This window comes from Neobacillus sp. C211, from assembly GCF_051842875.1.
Classification (GTDB): Bacteria; Bacillota; Bacilli; order Bacillales; family Cytobacillaceae; genus Neobacillus.
Map to the genome: position 1 here is coordinate 14092 of NZ_JBPXRO010000032.1, position 23263 is coordinate 37354.

Genomic DNA, 23263 nt, shown 5'->3' on the forward strand with positions numbered 1-23263 from the left:
TCCCTTCCTACCCGAAGAAATACGTGCGCTTCTTCACAAATAATTCGACTTTTTTTGCACACTATTAGTAGTTTACAACTTCTTTCTCTCAGACGCTACTAACTTCCAAGTTAAATTTATGAAAAAAGGTCACATTCGTTTTATTTTGATGATAAATGTTTATAATGGAGTGACGGATTAAAGTAAAGTTGGTGGAAATATGGATTATGATGTAATTGTCATCGGCGGCGGACCTTCTGGGTTAATGGCGGCCATTGCAGCTGGTGAAAAAGGCGCAAAAGTACTATTAATTGATAAAGGAGACAAACTCGGCAGAAAGTTGGCTATTTCTGGAGGTGGTCGCTGTAATGTGACCAATCGCCTGCCAATCGAGGAAATCATCAAGCACCTGCCGGGGAACGGTAAGTTTTTATATAGTGCTTTTTCAATCTTTAGTAATGAAGATATTATTAAGTTCTTTGAAAAATTAGGTATCGAATTAAAGGAAGAGGACCACGGGCGGATGTTCCCCGTTTCCAATAAGGCTCAATCTGTCGTTGACGCCCTATTAAATCAGTTAGAAAAGCTTCGTGTCAGGATTTTCAAAAATAGCCCTGTAGAGGACCTTTTCTATGAAAATGGAACCGTTTCTGCCCTCTTGTTGAAAGATGGTCAAAAATTATCAGCTAAATCGATCGTGATTGCCGTTGGGGGAAAATCAGTTCCACATACCGGTTCAACTGGTGATGGGTATGCCTGGGCGAAGAAAGCCGGTCATACGATTACGGATTTATTTCCAACTGAAGTCCCAGTCACCTCGAGCGAACCTTTTATTAAAAATAAAGCCCTACAAGGTTTATCACTAAGAGACATTGACTTAAGTGTTTTGAATCCGAAAGGTAAGCCGATTATCTCGCACCGCATGGATATGATTTTTACCCATTTTGGAATCAGCGGACCTGCCGTGCTGCGCTGCAGTCAGTTCGTAGTCAAAGCTATGAAAAAGTGGAATTTAAAAGAAGTAACCATGAGCCTTGATGCCTTACCAGACAAAAAAGAGGAAGAAGTTTTTCAAGAAATTCTTGCACTTGTTAAAAGTGAGCCTAAGAAAAGCATTAAAAATACACTAAAAGGGCTAGTCCCTGAACGATATCTTCTTTTTCTATTAGAACATAATGGGATTGACCCATCTGAGCAAGGCGGCACGATTTCCAATGAAAAAATTCGTAGTTTTTCAAAGAGCTGCAAGCAATTCCTGATAAAAGTAAATGGCACCTTGCCTCTTGAAAAAGCTTTTGTCACTGGCGGCGGTGTGTCTGTTAAAGAAATCGAGCCACAAACGATGGGCTCAAAATTAATGAACGGTTTATATTTTTGCGGTGAAATCCTTGATGTACATGGTTATACAGGCGGGTATAATATTACCTCTGCCCTTGTAACTGGAAGATTAGCTGGTACCAATGCAGCCCTGTCTGCAAAAAACAAAAAGGTCTGACTATTTGTCAGGCCTTGTAAATTATCATCGCGGAAAAACAATAAATCTGCTCCTCTTCTTCTTCCTCCGGCATCGCTGCCACATTATATTTAATATCGAGCAGGCTTGTTTCATCTATCCCTCTTAAAAACCGATTCATTTCCTTTTCTAAATCCTTCTCATGCTCCCGATCAAACAATTTAACTTGTATCACTTTTCTCTCTCCCTCTCTTTTTTACTATCATTATTAACAACTTATCTGAATTTTAAAAATAAGCAGACTGAAAAATTAAGGTTATTTTAAGATTCAACTTGTAAACTCCTTTTTAGAAAGACAGTTTCACCTATAGAAAGGAGCATTAAAAATGGATAAAAAACAAAAAATCTCTTGGGGCGTTAGTTTTGGGAGTTTGGCATTAGTAGCTGGAATGGTATCCTATCTTGGTCTATCAAATGGCGATCAAGCGAGCAATCAAGTCTCACTTACTCAAGGGCAATACTCAAATAATAATTCTAATCAGCAATCACAGGATAGCTTTAATACACAACAACGTCCTGTCCATGGCAGCGGTTTTGATCAATCCTTTGATGACAGTAACTCATCGCAATACAATCAAAATGATGATTCTAGTGATCAGTACTCGAATAATAATGATCAATTCAACGGAAACAGTAATCAACAGGATCAATTTTCAAATGGCGGCGGACCTGAAATGGGACATCAAGGCGGCTATGACACGACTACAGGTGGAACCTGATGTTTACCTACCAGTTCCCCTCCATGAGTACTATTGTGAAAATCTCTATTAATCATGAGTTATTTGCCAACGATATGTTGCCCATCTACAAGCTATTTGAATTGATAGAGGATACGTGCAGCCGTTTCCGCTCCGATAGTGAACTATCAGGATTAAATCAACAAGTTGAAAAAGAAGTCATCGTTAGCAAAGAGATGTTTTCAATCTTATCAGACGCTCTTCGATTTTTTGAAGAAACGGAAGGTATTTTTAATCCTAGCATTCTATCGACGCTTGAAAACCACGGCTATTCAAAATCGATTGAAATGATAAAGGGGAAAGAGTTAGCAGTAACTCCCACTTCATCAATGGCTGCGATAAGTTCGCAACCTTTTATACTAAATGAAAGTAAACGGTCCGTAACCCTATTATCAAAAATCGATCTTGGGGGAATGGCCAAAGGCTGGGTGATTGATCGTGCCGCACTGCTTTTAGATAGGTTGAGCTATGGCTTTATCAACGTGGGTGGTGATATCCGCATTTTCGGCACGTTGCCACGACCATTAAATATCGGGATCGAGAGTCCATTTGCCGAACCAACGATGATTTCTTCGATTCAGGTTCAAAATGGGGCGCTTGCGACGTCCACAACCATGAAAAGAACATGGCGGATCAATGGAGAGTGGACGCATCATTTGATTGATACTCGAACAGGAAAACCTAGTAAAAGTAAGATTGTATCGGCAACAGTGACAGCCCCTACTGCTTTGGAAGCTGACGTTTGGGCAAAAACGGTTCTTTTACTTGGTAAACAGGCTGGTCAAGAGTGGATAAATAGAAAAGGTGTCCAGGCTGTGTTAATTACTAAAGACGGAGATATTTGGAGAGGAGGAGAGTAACTTGGAAATGTTTGAATGGTATATGATCCGCGCTACAGGTTTGGTAGCTTACCTTTTACTTTACTTGTCTGTCATCATTGGACTATACTCTCAAGTTCAGAAAAAGCGAAAACAAAAGGTCACTTCTTCCCTATTTTTGCATGAATCACTGTCTAATTGGGCCCTTTATCTTGTGGGTGGCCACGTTGGATTTTTACTAATCGATTCATATATCTCGTTACAATGGGTAGAGATACTCATTCCGTTTAATACGGACTATAAGCCCTTGCCAATGGCGCTTGGCACACTATCCCTTTATTTCTTAATTATGACGATCGTTACCTCCAAAGCACGAAAAAAAATAGGCTATCAAAAATGGCGGAAATTACATGCATTGAATCCGATTCTATATATATTCGTTACGATACATGGTTTATTAATTGGTACAGATATTCAAGGAGCCGTACTTGCTGCAGTCAATATCCTGCCGCTTATCCTTTTAGGAGGCATGTTGATGAGAGATAAACCTAAGGTTGAGGTCACTCACTAACAAAGAAAAGCACTTATTTTCATAAAAAAAAAACCGATTCCAACGTGGAATCGGTTATTCTGTATATTCTGTTTCCCCAGTCCATGCGAGCATGCCGCCAACCATATTTCTGACCTTATAGCCCTGTTCCTGTAGATAATAGCAAACATTCCCACTGCGGGCACTTGAGCGGCAAATAAAAATATATTCCTTATCCTTGTCAAAATAGTCGAGATTAGCAGGAATGTCGCCCATGCGAATATGCTTAGCCCCTGGTACCATCCCGAATACTACTTCTTCATTTTCCCTTACGTCTACAAGCTCAAGTTTTTCCCCTGCCTCAAGCTTCTTTTCTAATTCTTCTGGTGTAATCGTTTGAATTTCTTCCATCTAGTCCATCCCCTTCAGGAAAACAGCCCCAAGAAAGGGGCCGTTCTTTTAATTTGCTACAATATTAACAAGCTTTCCTGGAACTGTAATTACCTTGCGAATTGTTTTTCCTTCAATTTGTTCCTTTATATGCGCATCTTCCATCGCAATGCCTTCAAGTGACTCTTTGCTTGCATCTGTTGGTACCATAAGTTTTGTCTTTACTTTACCATTTACCTGGATGACAATTTCAACTTCTTCATCCACTAGTTTTGCCTCATCATATGCAGGCCATGCTTCGTAGGTTATCGTTTCACTGTGTCCCAACTTCTCCCAAAGCTCCTCAGCGATATGCGGGCAAACAGGTGCAAGCAATTTAACGAATCCTTCAATATACTCTTTTGGAAGTACAGTTGCCTTATAGGCTTCATTAATGAATACCATCATTTGTGAAATGGCCGTGTTAAACCTCAAACCTTCATAATCCTCAGTCACTTTTTTCACGGTTTGATGATACACTTTTTCCAAACTAGAGGTTTCTTCATTTGCTTGAATCTTTGGATTTAATTCTCCATTTTCCTCAACCAATAAACGCCAGATCCGATCTAAGAAGCGGCGGGAACCATCCAACCCATTGGTCGACCAAGCAATCGATGCATCAAGCGGTCCCATGAACATTTCATACAAGCGAAGGGTATCAGCACCGTGGCTGCCAACGATATCATCAGGGTTTACTACATTCCCTTTTGATTTACTCATTTTTTCATTTCCTTCGCCTAAAATCATTCCTTGGTTAAATAGCTTTTGGAATGGTTCTTTGGTAGGGACCACACCGATATCATACAAGAATTTGTGCCAGAAACGCGCATAAAGTAAATGTAATACCGCATGTTCGGCACCGCCAATGTAGATATCAACAGGAAGCCAATGATTTAACTTTTCCTGTGAAGCAAGTGCTTGATCATTTTTCGGATCAATATAACGTAAATAATACCAGCAGCTGCCTGCCCATTGTGGCATTGTGTTCGTTTCGCGGCGTCCCTTTTTACCTGTTTCCGGATCCACAACATTCACGAAATCAGAAATAACTGCAAGTGGTGATTCTCCTGTCCCTGAAGGACGAATTTCAGTGGTTTTTGGTAACATCAGTGGAAGCTGGTCTTCCGGAACTGCTGTCATTGAACCATCTTCCCAATGGATAATCGGAATTGGTTCACCCCAATAACGTTGTCGGCTGAACAACCAATCTCTTAGGCGGAAGGTTACTTTCTTCGTTCCTATCCCTTTTTCTTCTAACCAAGCAATCATTTTTTGAATGCCTTCCGTTTTATCCAAGCCATTTAAAAATTCAGAGTTAATATGTTCACCATCGCCTGTGTAGGCTTCTTTGTCAATATCACCACCAGCGACAACTGCTTTAATAGGAAGGTTAAATTCTTTTGCGAATTCATAGTCACGCTCGTCGTGTGCAGGAACCGCCATAATCGCACCAGTTCCATAGCTTACTAACACATAATCAGCAATCCAAATTGGCATTTTCTCCCCATTGGCAGGATTGATGGCATAGGCGCCAGTAAATACGCCTGTTTTCTCTTTGGCAAGATCCGTACGTTCTAAATCGCTCTTCGTTTTAACTTTGTCTAAATAGGCGTCAACCGCAGCACGCTGTTCAGCTGCTGTTATTTTTTCAACAAAGGAATGTTCAGGTGCAAGCACGGCATACGTAGCACCAAATAAAGTATCAGGGCGAGTAGTGAAGACAGTGAATGTCTCCTCATGTCCTTCGATTGAGAAGGTAACTTCCGCACCTTCTGAACGGCCGATCCAGTTGCGCTGCATTTCCTTCAAGCTTTCAGGCCAATCAAGTTCTTCAAGGTCTTCCAGTAAACGGTCACCGTATGCGGTGATTCTTAACATCCACTGCTTCATCGGACGACGTTCAACTGGGTGCCCGCCGCGTTCACTTTTGCCATCAATGACCTCTTCATTTGCTAGTACCGTTCCAAGTGCAGGGCACCAGTTTACCGCTACTTCATCAATGTAAGCTAGGCCTTTTTCAAATAGTTTTAAGAAAATCCATTGGGTCCATTTGTAGTATTCAGGGTCAGTCGTATTGACTTCACGATCCCAATCATACGAGAATCCTAATGATTTAATTTGCCGGCGGAATGTATTGATATTCTGTTTTGTAAATTCCGCTGGATCGTTACCCGTATCCAATGCGTATTGTTCCGCTGGTAGGCCGAACGCATCCCAGCCCATTGGATGAAGAACATTGTATCCCTGCATCCGCTTTAAGCGGGAAAGAATGTCGGTTGCTGTGTAGCCTTCAGGGTGTCCAACGTGCAGTCCTGCCCCTGACGGATATGGAAACATATCTAAAGCGTAAAATTTTCTTTTATCAAATTCTTCGCTTGTTTTAAATGTTTTTTCTTCTTCCCATTTCTTTTGCCACTTTTGTTCGATTTGATTATGGTCGAAACTCATAATGCTCTTCCTCCTAAAAAAAAATAAAAAACCCCTCATCCCAAAAAGGGACGAGAGGATTGTATGTATCTTCCCGCGGTACCACCCACATTAGTGCTGACTGCACTCGCTTCATTCATCCTTAACGCGGAAAACGGCAAGCCTTACTATTCCTTCACGCTTGCAACTCAAAGGCGAGTTCATGATGTACCCGGTTGACTTCCACCAGCCGTCAACTCTCTATTTGCGGGTATGAATCATTACTACTCCTGATCACTGTCTTTTCAATATTAATATAAAGTATTACGGTTATTGTATTAAATTTTCAGTAAGTATGCAACCCAAACAATCGCCTAGATACATGATAGACAAAATTTCTACCTTTTAAACAAAAAAACAGTGGGAGCATATGAACCCCCACCGTCCTCCCCACACGGACAAATCCTATATTTGTCCATGGATGGTGCCTGACACCATTTTCGTTTTTAAACTTCGATCATATAGTAATGTTGTTATGATTGCGATTAGGAATAACACAATCAAAACTATGAATAGTGCTGACATGTTATACTTGTCGACGATCATTCCTCCCATTAAGGGTCCAACCATTCTTCCACCTGTTGCTGTACTGTTGACGATTCCTTGGTAGAAGCCTTCACGGCCCTTTGGGGCTAAGTCGAAAGCAACTGTAGGCACAGCCGGCCAGATGAACATTTCACCGATTGTTAGGATGATCATCCCGACAAGAAATCCTGAGAACACCGTTGCCTTCCCTGCGACTAAAAATGAAACAATAAAAATACCAATGCCAATAATCATTTGTAGTTTGAGTGAGGCGGTTAGATGTTTCAACACACTATTTAAAAGCGGTTGACCAACGACAATGAGGGCTCCGTTTATCGACCATAATAAACTATATTGCGTTAAAGAGATATGGATTTCCTGTGTATAAGACGCAATCGTCGTTGGCCATTGTACATAGGCCACCCAGCACAGCAAATAACCTGTGCACAGTATCAATAAGGCATACAGATTTTTTCTGTTCGTAACGGTTGGAACATTTATATCGATCGTTCCTGGTTTTCCTGAATCCACTAAGATTCCCTTATAGCCAAATACCGCTATGAGTAAAAAGAGGACATACATGACTGTATTTGCAAGGAAAATTAGTTGAAAGGAATGAGCTGCAACAATCCCTCCAAGAGATGCACCCAAGGCTACTCCAAGGTTTTGGGCAACATAAATGGCGTTAAAGGCTTTACGCCCGCCTTCTTTCCAAACTGATCCTGCCATGGCATACATCGATGGAAAAATAATTCCCGTACCAAATCCAATTATGATTTGGAAGACAATATATGCTAGCCAGCCGTGCCAGAATGTTAAGCCAACAAGGGCTGCAAGCGTAATACTAATTCCTAAAATAATAGATTTGTAACCGCCAATTTTATCGAATAGGCTTCCGCCATAAAGGTTTCCGATCACACTAGCGGCGGAATTTAACATTAAAACAATTCCAGCTACGGATAAGGACTTCCCTAAATGGTCGTGAATATAGATTGTATTTAAAGGCCATAAAAATGAAGAGCCTGTTACATTAACGATCATTCCAATTATTAAGAGCCATAAGGCACGTGGCATAAAAAAACGCCCCTTCACATTTCACTTTTCAATTTCCAAAGATTTATTCTAATGCTTTTTCAAGTGGGGTGCAATTCTTTTTCTTTTCCATATAAAGGAGGCTATGATACGGCGTATAAGATAGAAAATTCGTGAAATCTGGAATAACTCTGTAGATTCTAAAGCTGATTCCGCCAAACAGGGACGGGATGCCGCCAACTTTTGAAATTATTCCGCCAAACTACGATTCGATTCCGCCAAGCTTGCCATTTATTCCACTAAATCCACGTTTATTCCGCCAAACCCTTTTTAAGTTACCTTTTTTATGACTATTATCGACTAGGACTCTATATGTTTTAGGATCAGCTCACTTCTTTGGGATTCCGCCAAACTGGGCCGGAATTCCGCCAAATCTCGAACTTATTCCGCCAAACTCCGTTTTGATTCCGCCATCCGTTCCATTTATTCCGCCAAATCCACGTTTATTCCGCCAAACCCTATAATTCAATTCCGACATTACTTGAATCGATAATTCCTCCCACACTTAAAATGCTTCTATTTTCAGCAAAGCTCTTAGCGGGAAATAGAAAGGCAAGGATTATACTGACAATCAATATGTATTTATTCATATAATTACTTCCTTTCACCACAAGGTAAAGAATGTGAACTCGTTCACATAAAATTCAAAAAAGTATGTACGCGAGCCATGCTTATTCCGTGATATCTAAAAAAAGGAATATTTTGAGATAAATTTTGTTAATCCATACCTTATTTAAACCATGATATGAATGGTCAAACTGTGACGGCACATCACAAATTATACAACACTTGTTACCAAATTATGAACGAGGTTTTCCTTCTATTTTCAAGGTGCTTTTGTTGAAAAATTAGTATTTCAAGTGATTTCAACACTTTTTAGTAATTTTCCGGTATATTTTTCACGAAAAAAAAGGAGCCCTCAATGAAAAAAAATGAGGGTTCCTTCTGTATTTTTAGGAGGACTGGTCTTTTTCTTGGTGAAATTTGGATTTCACGGGCTGCCCGCCTGTTTTTTCATAGTTCTTCTTTGCTTGTTTTACAAGATCGAAATCTTGTCCGAGTTCCAGATCTTGATTATTAATTCCATTCCGTGTTTTCTGTTCAGGGTTTTGTTGCTTGGAACGCTTTTTCAAAGGTTTTCCCCCTCTAGAATCATTGTGTTCTGAAGCTGCTGAAGCTGGAGTCTCATTCTATGGAGTTGGTCCCTTTGCTGCGAATTAGCACTTTGGGCCATTTTAGCAATGTCCAGATAAGTATCTTCAAGCTGTTGCAGTGCCTTTGTGTAATCATCATCATTATAATGCTCTTGAAGGCTGCTTTGTTTGTACTGTTCCTCGGCATAGCGAATAGCATCCTCAACCTGCTGCATTAAGTTGTCCATTGAGTCGCGAGTAGCCATCTTTAGAACCCCCTTCTGTAATAACTCAATCCCCTTGAATCTATAGAAGCATAATGCTTCATTTCTTATTGTGTTCTCCATTCTTTTTCCTATAACATAAACAGTTGGATAAATTTTACCAACCCTGTCCGTTAATAATTACATTTGGATAAGCTTGTCACATCGTGATAAAATTGATGTTATGTCTTTTACTTTTTATAAAGGAGGTTTTCTGATTGATTCAGACTAGACCTTTTCCATATGCTTCTGATGATAAACGTTACCATACATGGAATTACCACCTTCGTGGGCAATTTGGTCATAAGGTGTTTAAGGTTGCACTCGACGGGGGTTTTGACTGCCCGAACCGTGACGGCACGGTGGCACACGGGGGATGCACATTTTGTAGTGCTTCCGGATCAGGTGATTTTGCTGGTAATCGCGTGGAAACCTTGGAAACACAATTTAAAGAAATAAAAGAAAAAATGCACACGAAATGGAAAGATGGCAAATATATGGCCTACTTTCAGGCATTTACAAATACCCATGCACCTGTAGATGTTCTCCGCGAAAAATACGAATCAGTTCTAAATCAGGAAGGCGTAGTGGGTTTATCAATCGCCACTCGTCCTGATTGTCTGCCCGATGATGTGGTCGAGTATTTAGCGGAATTAAACCAACGCACCTATTTATGGGTTGAATTAGGGCTTCAAACGGTTCATGAGCGGACTGCCTCACTTATTAATCGTGCCCATGACTTTCAGTGCTATAAAGACGGCGTTACTAAGCTTAGGAAACATGGCATTCGCATCTGCTCTCACATCATTAATGGTCTGCCGCTTGAATCATATGACATGATGATGGAAACAGCGCATGAAGTTGCCAAGTTAGATGTGCAAGGAATAAAGATTCATTTGCTTCATTTGTTAAAAGGAACGCCCATGGTCAAGCAATATGAAAAAGGAATACTTGAGTTTCTGTCCCAAGAAGACTATGTAAACTTAGTATGTGACCAATTAGAAATTTTACCACCAGAAATGATTGTTCACCGAATCACAGGAGACGGACCAATTGACTTAATGGTTGGACCCATGTGGAGTGTAAACAAGTGGGAAGTCTTAAATGCGATTGATGCTAAAATGAAAGAAAGGAACAGTTGGCAGGGGAAATTTTATCAGGGGAACTTGGTGTAGTAACAATGAACATAGATAAGGTTCTTCCATTTGCGAAAAGTCTACTCAGTAAAGCGGTTAAACCTGGGGATGTCGTTATTGATGCGACAGTAGGAAATGGCTATGATACTGTTTTCTTAGCAGAGCTTGTTGGTGAATCAGGGCAAGTATTTGGATTTGATATTCAGAATGAAGCCATTGTTGCCAGCAAGGAACGTCTGAAACAGAAGTGCATGTTAGAGCGAGTCACGATTTTTCATTCAGGTCATGAACATCTATCCCAATTGATTCCCGACATCCATCACGGTAAGATTTCAGGTGCAATTTTTAACTTAGGTTATCTTCCTGGCAGTGATAAAGCAATTGTAACCCGTCCTAAAACAACGATTGCTGCCATTCAACAACTATTAGAGATCATGGCACCTGAAGGAATCATCGTGCTTGTTATTTATCATGGTCACAAAGGCGGTGCCGAGGAGCGTGATTCTTTGCTTGCCTATTGCCAGCAAATGGACCAGAAAACGGCACATGTGCTCCAATACCAATTTATTAATCAACAAAATCATCCAGCATTTATTATTGCGATTGAAAAAATATAACTAACCAGGCTCGCGCCTGGTTTATTTTGTCATTAACCTTGTTACAAATGCCGGTACTGATTTTTGCACAGAACGGTAGGCAAGACCATTGAAATAAAAGAAATAACTAATCCAGCCGCCCGACTTGATAATGCCTTTTGCCAGTTTACGGACGTTTTTCTGTTTGCGGACCTTGGCATCTGATAAATAAATTCCTAACAGACCACGATTAATCAGGCGATGGAAGTTCTTATGCGGAAGGTATTCCGTGTGCCGGTCAGCTTCAACCACAAAATGCTTCAACCGCTGAAAAAGTTTTTCCTCACTTTGATAATAGGAACAAAAATTCAAGTCCCCTCCCGCGATGTCCTCCTCTTGATCAATAAAATAATCCAATAAAATATGTAAGCCCTGAATATATGGAAAGTACCCCTTCCTGATATTTTCTGCATCACTCAGCTGAAAATCATCACGAAGCGCATAGGATATGAGGCAAAAAATTCCTAAGGTAGAACCGGAACATGCCGAGAATTCATACCATTCCATTTCAGGCAGCTGGTATTGGTTGGTTTGAAACCATTTTTCAAGACGAGGGACTCTCTCCTCTTGAGTTACATGCTTGTGAATTTGTAAATCACAATAGTATTGGCAAAGCTCAAGCAAGTAATCTTTGATTCCATCATAATTATTTACTTCTCTTAAGACAGAACGACAGGTTTCCGATAAATCATACAAATAATTATCATCATCCTGATCCGCGCGGAGCCGGTAATAGTTTTTTTTGCCAGCCTGTAGAACAAAGGCATCTGACATCGATTCATGGAGTGCTGCAAAATCCTCAGGATCAAGGGAGGTACTTCTGTCACAAAGATTATCTAGATAATCACTGATGGTTTGATAGGCAACGATAAATTTTATGGCTTTTTTATAGTCCTCTTTAGCAGTTAGTGCGAGGATGGCTCCACCTTCACAATGGAATGTTTTATGCTCAATGCTTGCGAGAGCTTGGGTTCTTAGCTCCGCATTCGGAATGTTTTCAGCACGGCTTTTCCAATAAGCCAATTCTTTGTGTACTGCTGGAAGTATTTTGCGATATACCCTAGACATAAGGGTGATTGGCATCATTGAAACCGACAACCTTTCTAAACAATATAACCTATTGCTTTTAATTGACTTAAAACAAAATCCTTTGCATACTCAAATACCTCTTCCCGCTCTGGTTCATTAAAGATTTCATGGTAACATTTCGGCCATTCCTTAAATCTTTTTTCAGATAATGGAACATGATTGAACCATTCTTTTACGGTGCCTTTATTTACAATTTTGTCATCTCCACCTTGCATGACAAGCATGGGAATATCCTGTATTTTTTCAAGGTCTTGAAATGCCTCTTTTATCGCCCCTACCAGTTCCCGATACCATCTGATCGATACCTTGGTAATATAGAGAGTATCATTTGAATCGGCTTCCCTTACTTCTTCGTTTCTTGTCGCCATTTGGACTGTCAATCCGGAATTCATCCGTAGTGAAGGGAAAACCACATTCAGACCATGCGATAGAATATCTAAAAATTTTGAAGGGGTATGAACCAACCCTAAACATGGGGAAGAAAGAATGACTCCAGCAACATTCAATCTTTCTTCCTGTAATAGACGGATTGAGATCAAGCCGCCCATACTGTGACCAAGTAAAAAGACTGGTAAATTATAACGATAAGCAGCCTGTATCCAATCTTTCACCTCGAAAATATATTCATCGAAGGAATTAATATGGCCGCGGTTTGCTCTTGTTGTCATCCCTTGCCCCGGAAGATCTGCCATAATGATATGGAATCCAGCCGAACGCCACATTTCAATCAGCCAGCCATAACGGCGATGATGTTCCATAGCGCCATGGACGATCACGATTACAGCCTTCGCTTCTCCTTCTGCTTCCCACTTCCACATAGTTTTCCCCCCTGGAATTAGTAATTACCTATTGTTGGAAAAATTTCAAACTATCTTTAGTCCTTTTTTAATAAAAAAGACAAATTTTTTGTGAATCACTTCATACTTCCGATAAAATAGAATCATCATGTAAAAGGAGCGAGAATAATGATTTATCCATTTAAAGGGAAGTATCCCCGCATAGCTGATACTGCTTATATTGCCGACTATGTGACGATTACCGGTGATGTTGAGATTGGCGATGAATCAAGTGTTTGGTTTAACACCGTTATCAGAGGGGACGTAGCCCCAACCATTATTGGTAAGAAAGTAAATATACAAGATAATTCTATCTTACACCAAAGCCCCAATAACCCGCTAATTTTAGAAGATGAAGTAACGATTGGTCATCAGGTTATTCTACACAGTTGTATCATTCGAAAAAAAGCGTTAATAGGAATGGGTTCCATCATTCTTGATAATGCCGAAATCGGCGAAGGTGCTTTTATTGGAGCTGGCAGTCTGGTTCCGCAAGGGAAAAAAATTCCCCCTAATACCTTAGCATTTGGCAGACCGGCAAAAGTTATTAGAGAATTAACACCAGAAGACATAAAAGATATGGTAAGAATCTCTACAGAATATGCAGAAAAGGGACAATATTATAAGTCACTTCAAAAATAAAAAAAGCAAAAGCACCCAAGAAATTTGGGTGCTTTTACGATTAATTTTTCGATGTTTGCAGGGCCTTTTCTAGTGCGTAATCACGTTGAAAGGAATAGACATCTTCAACATATACTTGATGCCATACCATGAACATCAGCACAGTCCAAATCTTCCTGCTATTATCGGCTTTACCTTGGCAATGGTCTTCAAGCAATTGAAGCACATATGATTTATTGATCAAATGATCCGTATTGCTTTCGCGGATGATCTTCTTCGCCCATTCGTTCATTTCATCCTTTAACCAATGACGGATTGGTACAGGGAACCCAAGTTTCTTCCGATCAAGTACATGGGCAGGTACAACACCTTCGGCTGCTTTACGTAAGATATACTTCGTCGTTCCATGCACTGTTTTCAGGCTGGTCGGAATTTTTGATGCCACTTCGAAGACCGCTTTATCAAGGAATGGCACACGAAGTTCTAAGGAATGAGCCATCGTCATTTTATCGGCCTTCAGCAAAATATCGCCGCGCATCCATGTATGGATATCAATATACTGCATCCGGTCAACAGGATCATAACCACTCGATTCAGCGTAAAGCGGCTTCGTTATATCAGTGTAATCTAATCCCTCACGATAGACATTTAGTAGTTCGCGCTTTTCTTCTTCGGTAAACATTTTCGCATTACCAATGTAACGTTCTTCCATAGGAGTTACACCGCGTTCTATAAAGCTTTTTCCTCTCATTCCCTCAGGCATCATACCCGCTATCCCTTTTAAAAGCACTTTTCCTGCTCTCGGAATTTTATTAAACACCTCTAAGGATTGCGGCTCGTGATAAATATTGTAGCCGCCAAATAATTCATCTGCACCTTCACCTGAAAGAACAACGGTTACGTGCTTTCTCGCTTCACGGGCAACAAAATAAAGCGGGACACAAGCAGGGTCTGCCAGCGGATCATCCATATGCCACATAATTTTTGGAATTTCATTCATATATTCCTGCGGTGAAATCACATAGCTGATATTTTCGACACCAAGCTTCTCAGCTGTCTCTTTTGCGACATCAATTTCACTGAATCCATTATGCTCAAAACCTACCGAAAAGGTTTTAATCGCAGGGTGATATTCTTTTGCAATCGATGCAATAATCGAAGAATCAATCCCGCCAGAAAGGAATGAGCCTACTGGAACATCACTGCGCATGTGCATTTTTACAGAATCGAACAGGACATCTTTAATTTCCTTGATAAAGTCAGGCTCTGATTTGTGAACTGGTTTAAAGTGTGCTTTCCAATATCTTTTGATTTCCATTGGTGAGCCAATCTTTTTGGTAAAAAAATGACCTGGCTCTAATTTCTTAATACCATCAGACATGGTGGTTGGTTCAGGAACAAATTGGTAGGTCAAATAATGCTGCAAGGAATCATAGTTAATAACATCATTTTCGAGCCCCAATAGAATACTCTTTTTCTCAGAGGCAAAAAATGTTCTTTCACCATCTTCAAAATAAAAAAACGGTTTAATCCCGAACGGATCACGCGCGCCATAAAGAGTTTGTTCTTGTTTATCCCAGATGACAAAGGAGAACATTCCGCGTAGTTTTTCGACGGCTTTTTCCTTCAAATGGCTGTAGAGTGCAATAATAACCTCGGTATCAGAGCTAGTTGAAAAGGTTAATCCTTCGCTCAATAGTTCCTCGCGCAGTTCTACATAGTTATAAACTTCACCATTAAAGATAATCCAATAGCGTTCATTTTCATACGTAAGCGGTTGATGACCACTCTCAATATCAATGATACTTAAACGGCGGAACCCAAATTGGATATGATCATCATAATAAAAACCATCATCATCCGGCCCGCGATGAGTTATAATATCGTTCATATTTTTAAATTGTTGTTTTTGCTCATCACTATAGTTTTGTGTTTTGTCGTGTACACAACCGATAAAACCACACATTATGTACTTCACCTCATTCTAAATATCCTTTAAAAGGACGTATTGCTCCAAAGCGCAAACGCCTTGCGTTAGTGCTAGACAGAAAAACATACTCTCTAATACTACCACTTTTTTTATTAAAATTGCACTGTGAACAATAGGCAAATTAATTATCATCATTTTTTACTTCTTTTGACCTGCCTAAACATTACATTTTATTCACTAATTGAATTACTATACAGGTAAATAGACGGAGAAATAAAAACGGGAGCTACATGTAGAATGTAACCCCCATAACGTTTTATAGATTTGCTTGTTGGCGTAATGTTTCTACTTTATCTGTGCGCTCCCAAGGAAGATCCACATCTGTACGGCCAAAATGACCATAAGCTGCTGTTTGTTGGTAAATTGGGCGACGAAGATCCAACATATTAATGATACCTGCAGGACGAAGGTCGAAGTTTTCACTTACTAAATCAACTAACACGTCTTGGCTCACTTTACCTGTCCCAAACGTATCAACTGCAATCGAAACGGGTCTAGCAACTCCAATTGCATAGGCAAGTTGAACTTCTACCTTATCAGCAAGGCCAGCGGCAACGATATTTTTGGCAACATAACGTGCGGCGTAGGCAGCTGAACGGTCCACTTTTGTAGGATCCTTACCAGAGAATGCACCACCGCCATGGCGAGCATATCCACCATACGTATCTACAATGATTTTACGGCCTGTTAAGCCAGCATCCCCTTGTGGTCCGCCAATAACGAAACGGCCGGTTGGATTAATAAAGTATTTTGTCTTTTCATCGATTAATTCTTTTGGAACTACCGGATTAATAACATATTCCTTCAAGTTACGTTGAATTTGCTCTAACTCAACTTCAGGATTGTGTTGAGTGGAAATAACAATCGTATCAATACGTACTGGTTTATCGTTCTCATCATATTCAACCGTTACTTGTGTTTTTCCGTCTGGACGTAAGTAATCAAGAACCTTATCTTTACGTACTTCTGTTAAACGGCGAGCAAGTTTGTGCGCTAGTGAAATAGGAAGAGGCATAAGCTCTTTTGTTTCATTACAAGCAAAACCAAACATTAAACCTTGGTCCCCTGCACCAATTGCTTCGATTTGTTCATCAGACATTTGACCTTCACGGGCTTCCAAAGCTTGGTCAACACCCATCGCGATATCTGGAGACTGTTCATCAATAGATGTTAAAACAGCACAGGTTTCTGAGTCAAAACCGAATTTCGCGCGATTGTAGCCGATGTTTTTAATCGTTTCACGAACAATTTTTGGAATATCCACGTAGGTAGATGTGGTGATTTCTCCTGCTACTAGCACTAGTCCTGTTGTTACTGAAGTTTCAGCCGCAACACGGGCATTAGCATCCCTTGCTAAAATAGCATCTAAAATGGAATCAGAAATTTGGTCACAGATCTTATCAGGATGACCCTCAGTAACTGATTCAGAAGTGAACAAACGACGTTTTGTTGACATCTGAATTCCTCCTATAATATGAGATAATCGAGGTTTTAGAAAGGTTACAGGAATACTTCCTTAAACATCGAGAATTTGATACGGTACTCATTCCCTTAGTATGTAATTAACAAAGGATTTTTATTAGAGACTCTTTTCATAAAGGACTTATACAAAACAAAAAACCTTACCAGAGAGGAAAGGTTGTTCCGGGCCTTTCGCTCTTATCGTTCAAGGTCAAAGCCTTGCGTCAGATTAGCACCTTCGCATCCTGAAAAGGACCTTTTAAGTGGTCAATCTTTTCATACTGCAGGTTGCTGGGTTTCATTGGGCCTGTCCCTCCACCAGCTCAGGATAAGAGAGTATCCGTTCAAATTAGAATAATATCACACTGCCCAACAATGTCAATGAATTTTTTAAGAAATGTTTTTCAACAAAATGGGAAATATACGAAATATGTTAGTATCTTTTATAAATTTTTTTTATATCTTCAATTAAAGTTTTATAATATATAAATCCAGTTAAATAGGATACATTAATTCAGCTAATGTGTTATACTTTTTATATTATTAACAATCTAAAAACTAAATAAAGGAAGGTCTCATTAAATGAATTCTGTTGATACTCCTAATGAATTAAATCAATTGTTAAATGAAAGTCATGTTCATGTGCAATTATCTGTTCCTCAATTAGTTGAGAAAGTCTTAACCCGTCATGAAGGAGCATTAACTTCTACGGGAGCAATTAGTGTCGCTACTGGAAAGTATACTGGCCGGTCTCCACAGGATAAATTCATTGTTTTAGAAGATTCAACTAAAGACAAAATTGAATGGGGCACGACCAATCAACCAATTTCAGAACCGGTTTTTACAAAGCTTTATCAAAAGGTCATTAATTATTTACAACAGAAAAATGAGATCTTTGTTTTTAAAGGATTTGCGGGTGCTGATAAAAAATCACGTTTATCCATCCAAGTGGTAAATGAATTAGCGTGGCAAAATTTATTTGTACACCAGTTATTTATTCGCCCGTCGGATGCTGAACTACTTACCCATGATGCTGGATTTACCGTTATTTCTGCACCTAATTTCAAAGCAGATCCGGCTATCGATGGTACCAACTCGGAAGCATTTATTATGATTTCTTTTGAAAAAAGAATTGTTTTAATAGGTGGTACAGAATACGCAGGGGAAATGAAAAAGTCGATTTTTTCTGTAATGAATTATTTACTGCCTGAAAACAATATTTTTTCGATGCACTGTTCTGCCAATGTTGGGATTGAAGGCGATGTTGCTTTATTCTTTGGCTTGTCTGGAACTGGCAAAACAACTTTATCAGCGGATTCCAATCGTCGATTAATTGGTGATGATGAGCACGGTTGGTCCTCTAATGGTGTCTTTAATATCGAGGGGGGCTGCTACGCAAAATGTATCAATCTTTCTCGTGAAAAGGAGCCGCAAATCTTTGATGCCATCCGCTTTGGAACTGTCCTAGAAAATGTAACATTGAATCAGGAATCAAGAATCCCTGATTATGATGATGGAACGTTGACCGAAAATACACGTGCCGCTTATCCGATTGACGCAATTGATAATATTGTTCAACCAAGTATCGCTGGCCACCCAAATACGATTGTCTTTTTAACCGCTGATGCATTCGGAGTCTTGCCTCCAATTTCAAAATTAACAAAGGAACAAGCAATGTATCACTTTTTAAGTGGCTACACCTCAAAACTAGCCGGAACAGAGCGTGGAATAACGTCACCACAAGCTACCTTCTCCACTTGCTTTGGTGCTCCATTCCTGCCGCTGCCTGCGACTCGTTACGCAGAAATGCTCGGTGAAAAAATACTTGAGCACAATGCCAATGTTTTTCTTGTCAATACTGGCTGGACCGGCGGCGAATATGGGGTCGGTAATCGAATGAAACTTTCCTACACGCGCGCTATGGTTGAAGCCGCTCTTGAGGGAGAATTAAACCATGTGGAGACTGTCAAGGACGCGATCTTTGGATTAAATATCCCGCTCCATATTGCAGGTGTACCAGACGAAGTCCTACAGCCGATTAAAACTTGGTCGGATTCGCAGGCATATGAAAAGAAAGCAAAGGAATTAGCCGCAAAGTTCCGCGAAAACTTTAAAAAGTTCACTAATGTTTCACGTGATATTGAAGAAAAAGGCGGACCAATAGCATAATATCGAAAGCCCATATCGATTCGATATGGGCTTTCTAATCTCATTAGTTAGTCGAATTTAATGAAATTAATTGATAGGTTATGGTCGTGCTGTTATTTTGCAACTCGACTTTTTTTATCAATGCGGTACCACTTGAATCACTATCGATTGTTTTTCTTACATCAATCGGAATCTCAATTGGATAAAGTCTGTACCCTTCTTTTTCTAGCAAAAAGACGTTTTCTTCCACTCGTTTTTCTCTACCTTTAGTTACAATCATCGTATTTAACTCAAGAGGCATACCCATAAACATCCGCTCCTCTACTTGTAATACCTATATATTATCATCTTTTACGGTGACTTTTCATCCACTTCGTTAAATCATTCACGACTTTTCTATTTACTGCTGGTGGGAAGTAATGTGTAAATTCGTTAAAATACCATGCTTCGACTGGTTTTTCTACTAACCTCAGCCTTCTTTCAAGACGATACGCATGCTCCACCGAAACATTTCCGTCTTTAGCACCATGGATAATCAGGACAGGGGCTTTGATCTTTTCTATTTGATAAAGAGGGGTCCTGTCTTGATACCGTTCCGGAAATTTCTGAGGGGTTCCGCCAATGACCCTCTTCATCATTCTGCGTAAATCTTTACGTTCCAAATAGGTGAGAGACATATCACTGACCCCGCCCCAGCTGACAACAGACGCGGTCTCAGGGAATTCAATTCCTGTCAAAAGCGCCATTACACCACCCCGCGAGAACCCAAATATATGTATTTCACGTACTCTGGGCATAGATTTTAACAGCAAAAAGGCGGAAAAGGCGTCTTCCCTGTCGTCCCCGGCAAAATCCTCATTGCCTTCCCCACCTTGATTTCCACGATAATAAGGTGCAAAAACAACAAAGCCCTCAGCTGCGAACTGGGCAATCCTTGCTGGTCGAACTTTACCAACATTTTTAATGCCGCCGCGTAAATAAAGGAATCCATCATACTCACCTTCCCCAATCGGTTCCGCAAGCATGCCTTTCACTCGTAATCCATTGGAAAGGTAAGTGATTACTTTTAATTCAATATTTGGATTTGGAGAAGGAAAGCGCGTGATATCAACAATCTTTCCGTCATTGTATTGGCTCATCAGCAAAACTTCCCTTTTTTATAAAATTTATTCTCTCTAGGCATTCACACATTTTTCTCCTCTTCATACGATATCTTAGGCAATTAGCCCAGATTTTTTATGATAAATAAGGAGGCTCGCTTCATGAAAAAATCGTTAAAGTTCAGTTTCTCCTTTCTGCTTATCACTATACTTATGTTTTCACTTGTCGCTTGTAATAGCTCCACAAAAAATGAAACAAAGAAACTTGAGAAAGTTCGAATCGCTGAAGTTACCCGGTCCATTTTCTATGCCCCGCAGTATGTTGCCCTAGCCAAAGGATTTTTCAAAGCTGAAGGTTTAGACGTCACGCTAACAACAACACCCGGCGGCGACAAAACCATGACCACTCTGATTTCTGGGGGGGCGGACGTTGCCCTAGTTGGTTCAGAAACATCGATTTATGTTTATGCCCAAGGCGCAAACGACCCCGTCATCAATTTTGCACAATTAACCCAGACCGATGGTACTTTCCTCGTTGCTAGAGAAAAGATTGATAATTTTTCATGGGACCTCTTAAAAGGAAAAACCTTCTTAGGGCAACGTAAAGGCGGCATGCCACAGATGGTTGGCGAATTTGTTTTAAAGAAGCATGGGATTGATCCTCAAAAGGATTTGAACTTAATCCAGAACATTGATTTCGCCAATATTGCCAATGCCTTTGCTTCTGGAACGGGCGAATTTGTGCAATTATTTGAGCCAACGGCTAGTATTTTTGAAAAAGAAGGAAAAGGTCATATTGTTGCTTCCTTCGGTAAAGAGTCTGGCCACGTACCATATACTACGTTTATGTCCAAGGAAAGCTATATGAAAGAAAATAAGGGAACGATTGAAAAGTTCACACGAGCAATTTACAAAGCTCAACAATGGGTAGAGTCGCACAGTGCTGAGGAAATTGCAAAAGCGGTGGAACCGTTTTTTCCAGATACAGATTTAGAAATTATGACCACTGTTGTTGAGCGTTATAAAAATCAAGGATCTTTTGCAACAGATCCAATCCTTGACCAAGAGGAGTGGAACAATCTACAAAACATCATGAACGAAGCAGGAGTACTGCCAAAAGAAGTAGATCATCAAACACTTGTAAATACAGAAATCGCTGACAAGATAATAAAAGAATAAAGGAAAGGGAGGCCGTTCTTATGAGCTTTTTGACCGTTCAAAATATTCATCACACCTATTTTACTAAAGCCTCTGCCACCACGGCCCTCTCCGATATTTCATTAACAGTGGAGGAGGGCGAGTTTGTCTCCCTCCTCGGCCCCAGCGGCTGTGGTAAGACGACTCTGCTTTCCATTATTTCTAGTTTGCTTAAACCAACGCAAGGTACTGTCTTGTTAGAAAAAAAACCGGTAACTACCGCAAAAAACCAAATCGGTTATATGCTCCAACAAGATTATTTGTTCCCTTGGAAAACGATTGAAGAGAATATCCTGATCGGTTTGAAGTTATCAAAGCAGTTGAACCAAAAAACAAGATTGGCTACCCTTGACCTGTTAAGCCAAATCGGATTAACAGGGGTGGAAAAACAGCTTCCTAGGCAGTTATCAGGGGGTATGAGGCAGCGGGTGGCTCTCGTCCGGACGCTTGCCACAGAACCAAAACTGCTTATGCTTGATGAGCCTTTTTCCGCTCTCGATTATCAAACTAAGCTTAAATTGGAGGATTTAGTATCACAAACATTAGATAAATTTGGAAAAACAGCTATTCTCGTTACTCACGATATTGGTGAGGCTATTGCCATGAGCGATCGCGTTTTTCTGCTTTCACCAAGTCCCGGGAGAATCTATAAAACATTTACGATGCCGGAGGAACTAAGAAATATATCCCCATTTGAAGCAAGAAATCATGAGGCATATACAAGTATCTTTCAAACCATATGGAGGGAGTTGGAGTCTCTTGAGCGAGAAAAAGAATAAACTGGAACTCCTCCATAAAAACTATATTCAATCATTGCAGGTTGAGAAAAGATGGGTCGGATTTTATCAGGCGATCATTTTTATCGTCTTTTTCTCTAGTTGGGAATTGTTTAGTCAAAAACAGTGGATTGACCCGCTTCTTTTCAGTTCTCCCTCAAAGATATGGAATTTACTCCTGGAAAAAATTCAGGATGGAACTTTAGTTAGCAATATTGGCGTAACCTTAACGGAAACCGTCCTAGGATTTATTCTAGGCACACTACTGGGTACGATATTAGCTGCTATCCTCTGGTGGTCACCAATGATTTCAAGGGTGCTTGATCCTTATCTTGTTATTTTAAATGCCATGCCGAAAGTCGCATTAGGGCCCATTTTGATTGTGGCGCTAGGCCCTGGGTATTCATCGATTATTGCCATGGGTGCGATTATCTCAATTATCATTACCACCATTGTGGTATATACCTCATTTAAAGAGGTGGATCCGAATTATCTTAAAGTACTCCAAACTTTCGGAGCAACTCGTTGGCAATGCTTTAAAGAAGCTATCCTCCCCGCGAGTTTTCCAACGATTATTTCTACTCTTAAGGTAAATGTCGGTCTGTCTTGGGTCGGTGTGATCGTAGGAGAATTCCTTGTATCCTCTAGAGGACTTGGATACATGATCATTTATGGCTTCCAAGTATTTAATTTTACACTTGTTTTCTTATCACTTTTGGTTATCGCGGTATTTGCTACCATTATGTACCAGCTTGTTGAATTATTAGAGAAAAAAATTATCAAAGAATAG

24 protein-coding genes, 1 riboswitch and 1 other annotated feature are annotated in these 23263 nt (G+C 40.1%); of the genes, 11 read left to right on the forward strand and 13 right to left on the reverse strand.

Features of this window, described 5'->3' with window-relative positions:
- Positions 1-199: 199 nt before the first annotated feature.
- A complete protein-coding gene (locus tag ACSU6B_RS23555; protein ID WP_410888706.1) occupies positions 200-1474 on the forward strand; it encodes an NAD(P)/FAD-dependent oxidoreductase in 1275 nt (424 codons plus the stop codon).
- Positions 1475-1481: 7 nt separating this feature from the next.
- Here ACSU6B_RS23555 and ACSU6B_RS23560 read toward each other — a convergent pair whose 3' ends face one another.
- Positions 1482-1667 carry a sporulation protein Cse60 gene (locus ACSU6B_RS23560; protein WP_168245378.1) on the reverse strand — a complete coding sequence of 62 codons (186 nt, stop codon included), beginning with the start codon at positions 1665-1667 and terminating at the stop codon, positions 1482-1484.
- 151 nt (positions 1668-1818) lie between these two features.
- Here ACSU6B_RS23560 and ACSU6B_RS23565 point away from each other — a divergent pair, with 151 nt between their 5' ends.
- Genes ACSU6B_RS23565 through ACSU6B_RS23575 form a run of 3 tightly spaced genes read left to right on the forward strand, consistent with a single transcriptional unit; the run spans position 1819 to position 3618 of the window.
- Entirely contained in the window at positions 1819-2211 is a 393-nt protein-coding gene (locus tag ACSU6B_RS23565) for a hypothetical protein (protein ID WP_410888709.1), read from the forward strand.
- Positions 2211-3089: an FAD:protein FMN transferase gene (locus tag ACSU6B_RS23570; RefSeq protein ID WP_410888711.1), complete on the forward strand. Its 879-nt coding sequence runs from the start codon at positions 2211-2213 to the stop codon at positions 3087-3089. Before ACSU6B_RS23565 ends, ACSU6B_RS23570 begins: the two co-directional genes overlap by 1 nt.
- A gap of 7 nt (positions 3090-3096) precedes the next feature.
- On the forward strand, positions 3097-3618 hold the full coding sequence (locus ACSU6B_RS23575) for a ferric reductase-like transmembrane domain-containing protein (RefSeq protein WP_251032930.1): 522 nt from the start codon (positions 3097-3099) through the stop codon (positions 3616-3618).
- A 54-nt stretch (positions 3619-3672) separates the two neighbouring features.
- Here the strand turns inward: ACSU6B_RS23575 and ACSU6B_RS23580 are convergent, their stop codons facing one another.
- From ACSU6B_RS23580 to ACSU6B_RS23605, 6 genes are all read right to left on the reverse strand, one after another.
- Positions 3673-3987, reverse strand: coding sequence for a rhodanese-like domain-containing protein (locus tag ACSU6B_RS23580; RefSeq protein ID WP_215001165.1), 315 nt, complete (start codon positions 3985-3987; stop codon positions 3673-3675).
- 48 nt (positions 3988-4035) lie between these two features.
- Complete coding sequence (gene leuS / locus ACSU6B_RS23585) at positions 4036-6453, reverse strand: leucine--tRNA ligase (RefSeq protein ID WP_410888712.1); 2418 nt, start codon at positions 6451-6453, stop codon at positions 4036-4038.
- 43 nt (positions 6454-6496) lie between these two features.
- Positions 6497-6718 (reverse strand) — a binding site (T-box leader).
- A 158-nt stretch (positions 6719-6876) separates the two neighbouring features.
- Positions 6877-8070, reverse strand: a complete 1194-nt coding sequence (locus tag ACSU6B_RS23590; RefSeq protein WP_410888714.1) for an MDR family MFS transporter — start codon at positions 8068-8070, stop codon at positions 6877-6879.
- 346 nt (positions 8071-8416) lie between these two features.
- Positions 8417-8593: a hypothetical protein gene (locus ACSU6B_RS23595; protein WP_410888716.1), complete on the reverse strand. Its 177-nt coding sequence runs from the start codon at positions 8591-8593 to the stop codon at positions 8417-8419.
- A gap of 448 nt (positions 8594-9041) precedes the next feature.
- Positions 9042-9221: a glycogen biosynthesis protein GlgD gene (locus tag ACSU6B_RS23600; protein ID WP_088089318.1), complete on the reverse strand. Its 180-nt coding sequence runs from the start codon at positions 9219-9221 to the stop codon at positions 9042-9044.
- Positions 9218-9487, reverse strand: coding sequence for a YtzC family protein (locus tag ACSU6B_RS23605; protein ID WP_088089319.1), 270 nt, complete (start codon positions 9485-9487; stop codon positions 9218-9220). Before ACSU6B_RS23605 ends, ACSU6B_RS23600 begins: the two co-directional genes overlap by 4 nt.
- Positions 9488-9702: 215 nt before the next feature.
- Here ACSU6B_RS23605 and ACSU6B_RS23610 point away from each other — a divergent pair, with 215 nt between their 5' ends.
- Both ACSU6B_RS23610 and ACSU6B_RS23615 read left to right on the forward strand, forming a co-directional pair.
- Positions 9703-10659 (forward strand): TIGR01212 family radical SAM protein, encoded by a 957-nt coding sequence (locus tag ACSU6B_RS23610; RefSeq protein WP_410888718.1) that lies wholly within the window; start codon positions 9703-9705, stop codon positions 10657-10659.
- 5 nt (positions 10660-10664) lie between these two features.
- Complete coding sequence (locus ACSU6B_RS23615) at positions 10665-11237, forward strand: tRNA (mnm(5)s(2)U34)-methyltransferase (protein ID WP_410888720.1); 573 nt, start codon at positions 10665-10667, stop codon at positions 11235-11237.
- Positions 11238-11258: 21 nt separating this feature from the next.
- On the opposite strand, the gene ACSU6B_RS23620 is transcribed toward ACSU6B_RS23615, so the two are convergent.
- Together ACSU6B_RS23620 and ACSU6B_RS23625 are read right to left on the reverse strand one after the other, a co-directional pair.
- Positions 11259-12341 carry a tetraprenyl-beta-curcumene synthase family protein gene (locus ACSU6B_RS23620; RefSeq protein WP_410888721.1) on the reverse strand — a complete coding sequence of 361 codons (1083 nt, stop codon included), beginning with the start codon at positions 12339-12341 and terminating at the stop codon, positions 11259-11261.
- A gap of 17 nt (positions 12342-12358) precedes the next feature.
- On the reverse strand, positions 12359-13162 hold the full coding sequence (locus ACSU6B_RS23625) for an alpha/beta hydrolase (protein WP_410888723.1): 804 nt from the start codon (positions 13160-13162) through the stop codon (positions 12359-12361).
- 147 nt (positions 13163-13309) lie between these two features.
- Between ACSU6B_RS23625 and ACSU6B_RS23630 the strand changes: the two genes are divergently transcribed.
- Complete coding sequence (locus tag ACSU6B_RS23630; RefSeq protein WP_215001180.1) at positions 13310-13822, forward strand: gamma carbonic anhydrase; 513 nt, start codon at positions 13310-13312, stop codon at positions 13820-13822.
- Between the two features lie 40 nt (positions 13823-13862).
- Here ACSU6B_RS23630 and asnB read toward each other — a convergent pair whose 3' ends face one another.
- Positions 13863-15767 (reverse strand): asparagine synthase (glutamine-hydrolyzing), encoded by a 1905-nt coding sequence (gene asnB, locus ACSU6B_RS23635; protein WP_410888725.1) that lies wholly within the window; start codon positions 15765-15767, stop codon positions 13863-13865.
- A 280-nt stretch (positions 15768-16047) separates the two neighbouring features.
- The gene (gene metK / locus ACSU6B_RS23640) at positions 16048-17247 is read right to left on the reverse strand and encodes a methionine adenosyltransferase (RefSeq protein ID WP_410888727.1); all 1200 of its coding nucleotides are present in this window, start codon (positions 17245-17247) and stop codon (positions 16048-16050) included.
- A gap of 200 nt (positions 17248-17447) precedes the next feature.
- Positions 17448-17587: riboswitch (SAM riboswitch) on the reverse strand.
- A 247-nt stretch (positions 17588-17834) separates the two neighbouring features.
- Between metK and pckA the strand changes: the two genes are divergently transcribed.
- Positions 17835-19421 carry a phosphoenolpyruvate carboxykinase (ATP) gene (gene pckA, locus ACSU6B_RS23645; protein WP_410888729.1) on the forward strand — a complete coding sequence of 529 codons (1587 nt, stop codon included), beginning with the start codon at positions 17835-17837 and terminating at the stop codon, positions 19419-19421.
- Between the two features lie 43 nt (positions 19422-19464).
- Here the strand turns inward: pckA and ACSU6B_RS23650 are convergent, their stop codons facing one another.
- Both ACSU6B_RS23650 and ACSU6B_RS23655 read right to left on the reverse strand, forming a co-directional pair.
- Complete coding sequence (locus ACSU6B_RS23650) at positions 19465-19707, reverse strand: DUF2584 domain-containing protein (protein ID WP_168245394.1); 243 nt, start codon at positions 19705-19707, stop codon at positions 19465-19467.
- Between the two features lie 37 nt (positions 19708-19744).
- Positions 19745-20539 (reverse strand): alpha/beta hydrolase family protein, encoded by a 795-nt coding sequence (locus ACSU6B_RS23655; protein ID WP_410888731.1) that lies wholly within the window; start codon positions 20537-20539, stop codon positions 19745-19747.
- A gap of 174 nt (positions 20540-20713) precedes the next feature.
- Here ACSU6B_RS23655 and ACSU6B_RS23660 point away from each other — a divergent pair, with 174 nt between their 5' ends.
- The 3 genes from ACSU6B_RS23660 to ACSU6B_RS23670 are packed head-to-tail and all read left to right on the forward strand — an operon-like array spanning position 20714 to position 23263.
- The gene (locus ACSU6B_RS23660) at positions 20714-21679 is read left to right on the forward strand and encodes an ABC transporter substrate-binding protein (RefSeq protein ID WP_410888757.1); all 966 of its coding nucleotides are present in this window, start codon (positions 20714-20716) and stop codon (positions 21677-21679) included.
- A gap of 20 nt (positions 21680-21699) precedes the next feature.
- The gene (locus ACSU6B_RS23665; RefSeq protein WP_410888732.1) at positions 21700-22476 is read left to right on the forward strand and encodes an ABC transporter ATP-binding protein; all 777 of its coding nucleotides are present in this window, start codon (positions 21700-21702) and stop codon (positions 22474-22476) included.
- On the forward strand, positions 22457-23263 hold the full coding sequence (locus ACSU6B_RS23670) for an ABC transporter permease (protein ID WP_410888733.1): 807 nt from the start codon (positions 22457-22459) through the stop codon (positions 23261-23263). The genes ACSU6B_RS23665 and ACSU6B_RS23670 overlap by 20 nt, the downstream gene beginning before the upstream one ends.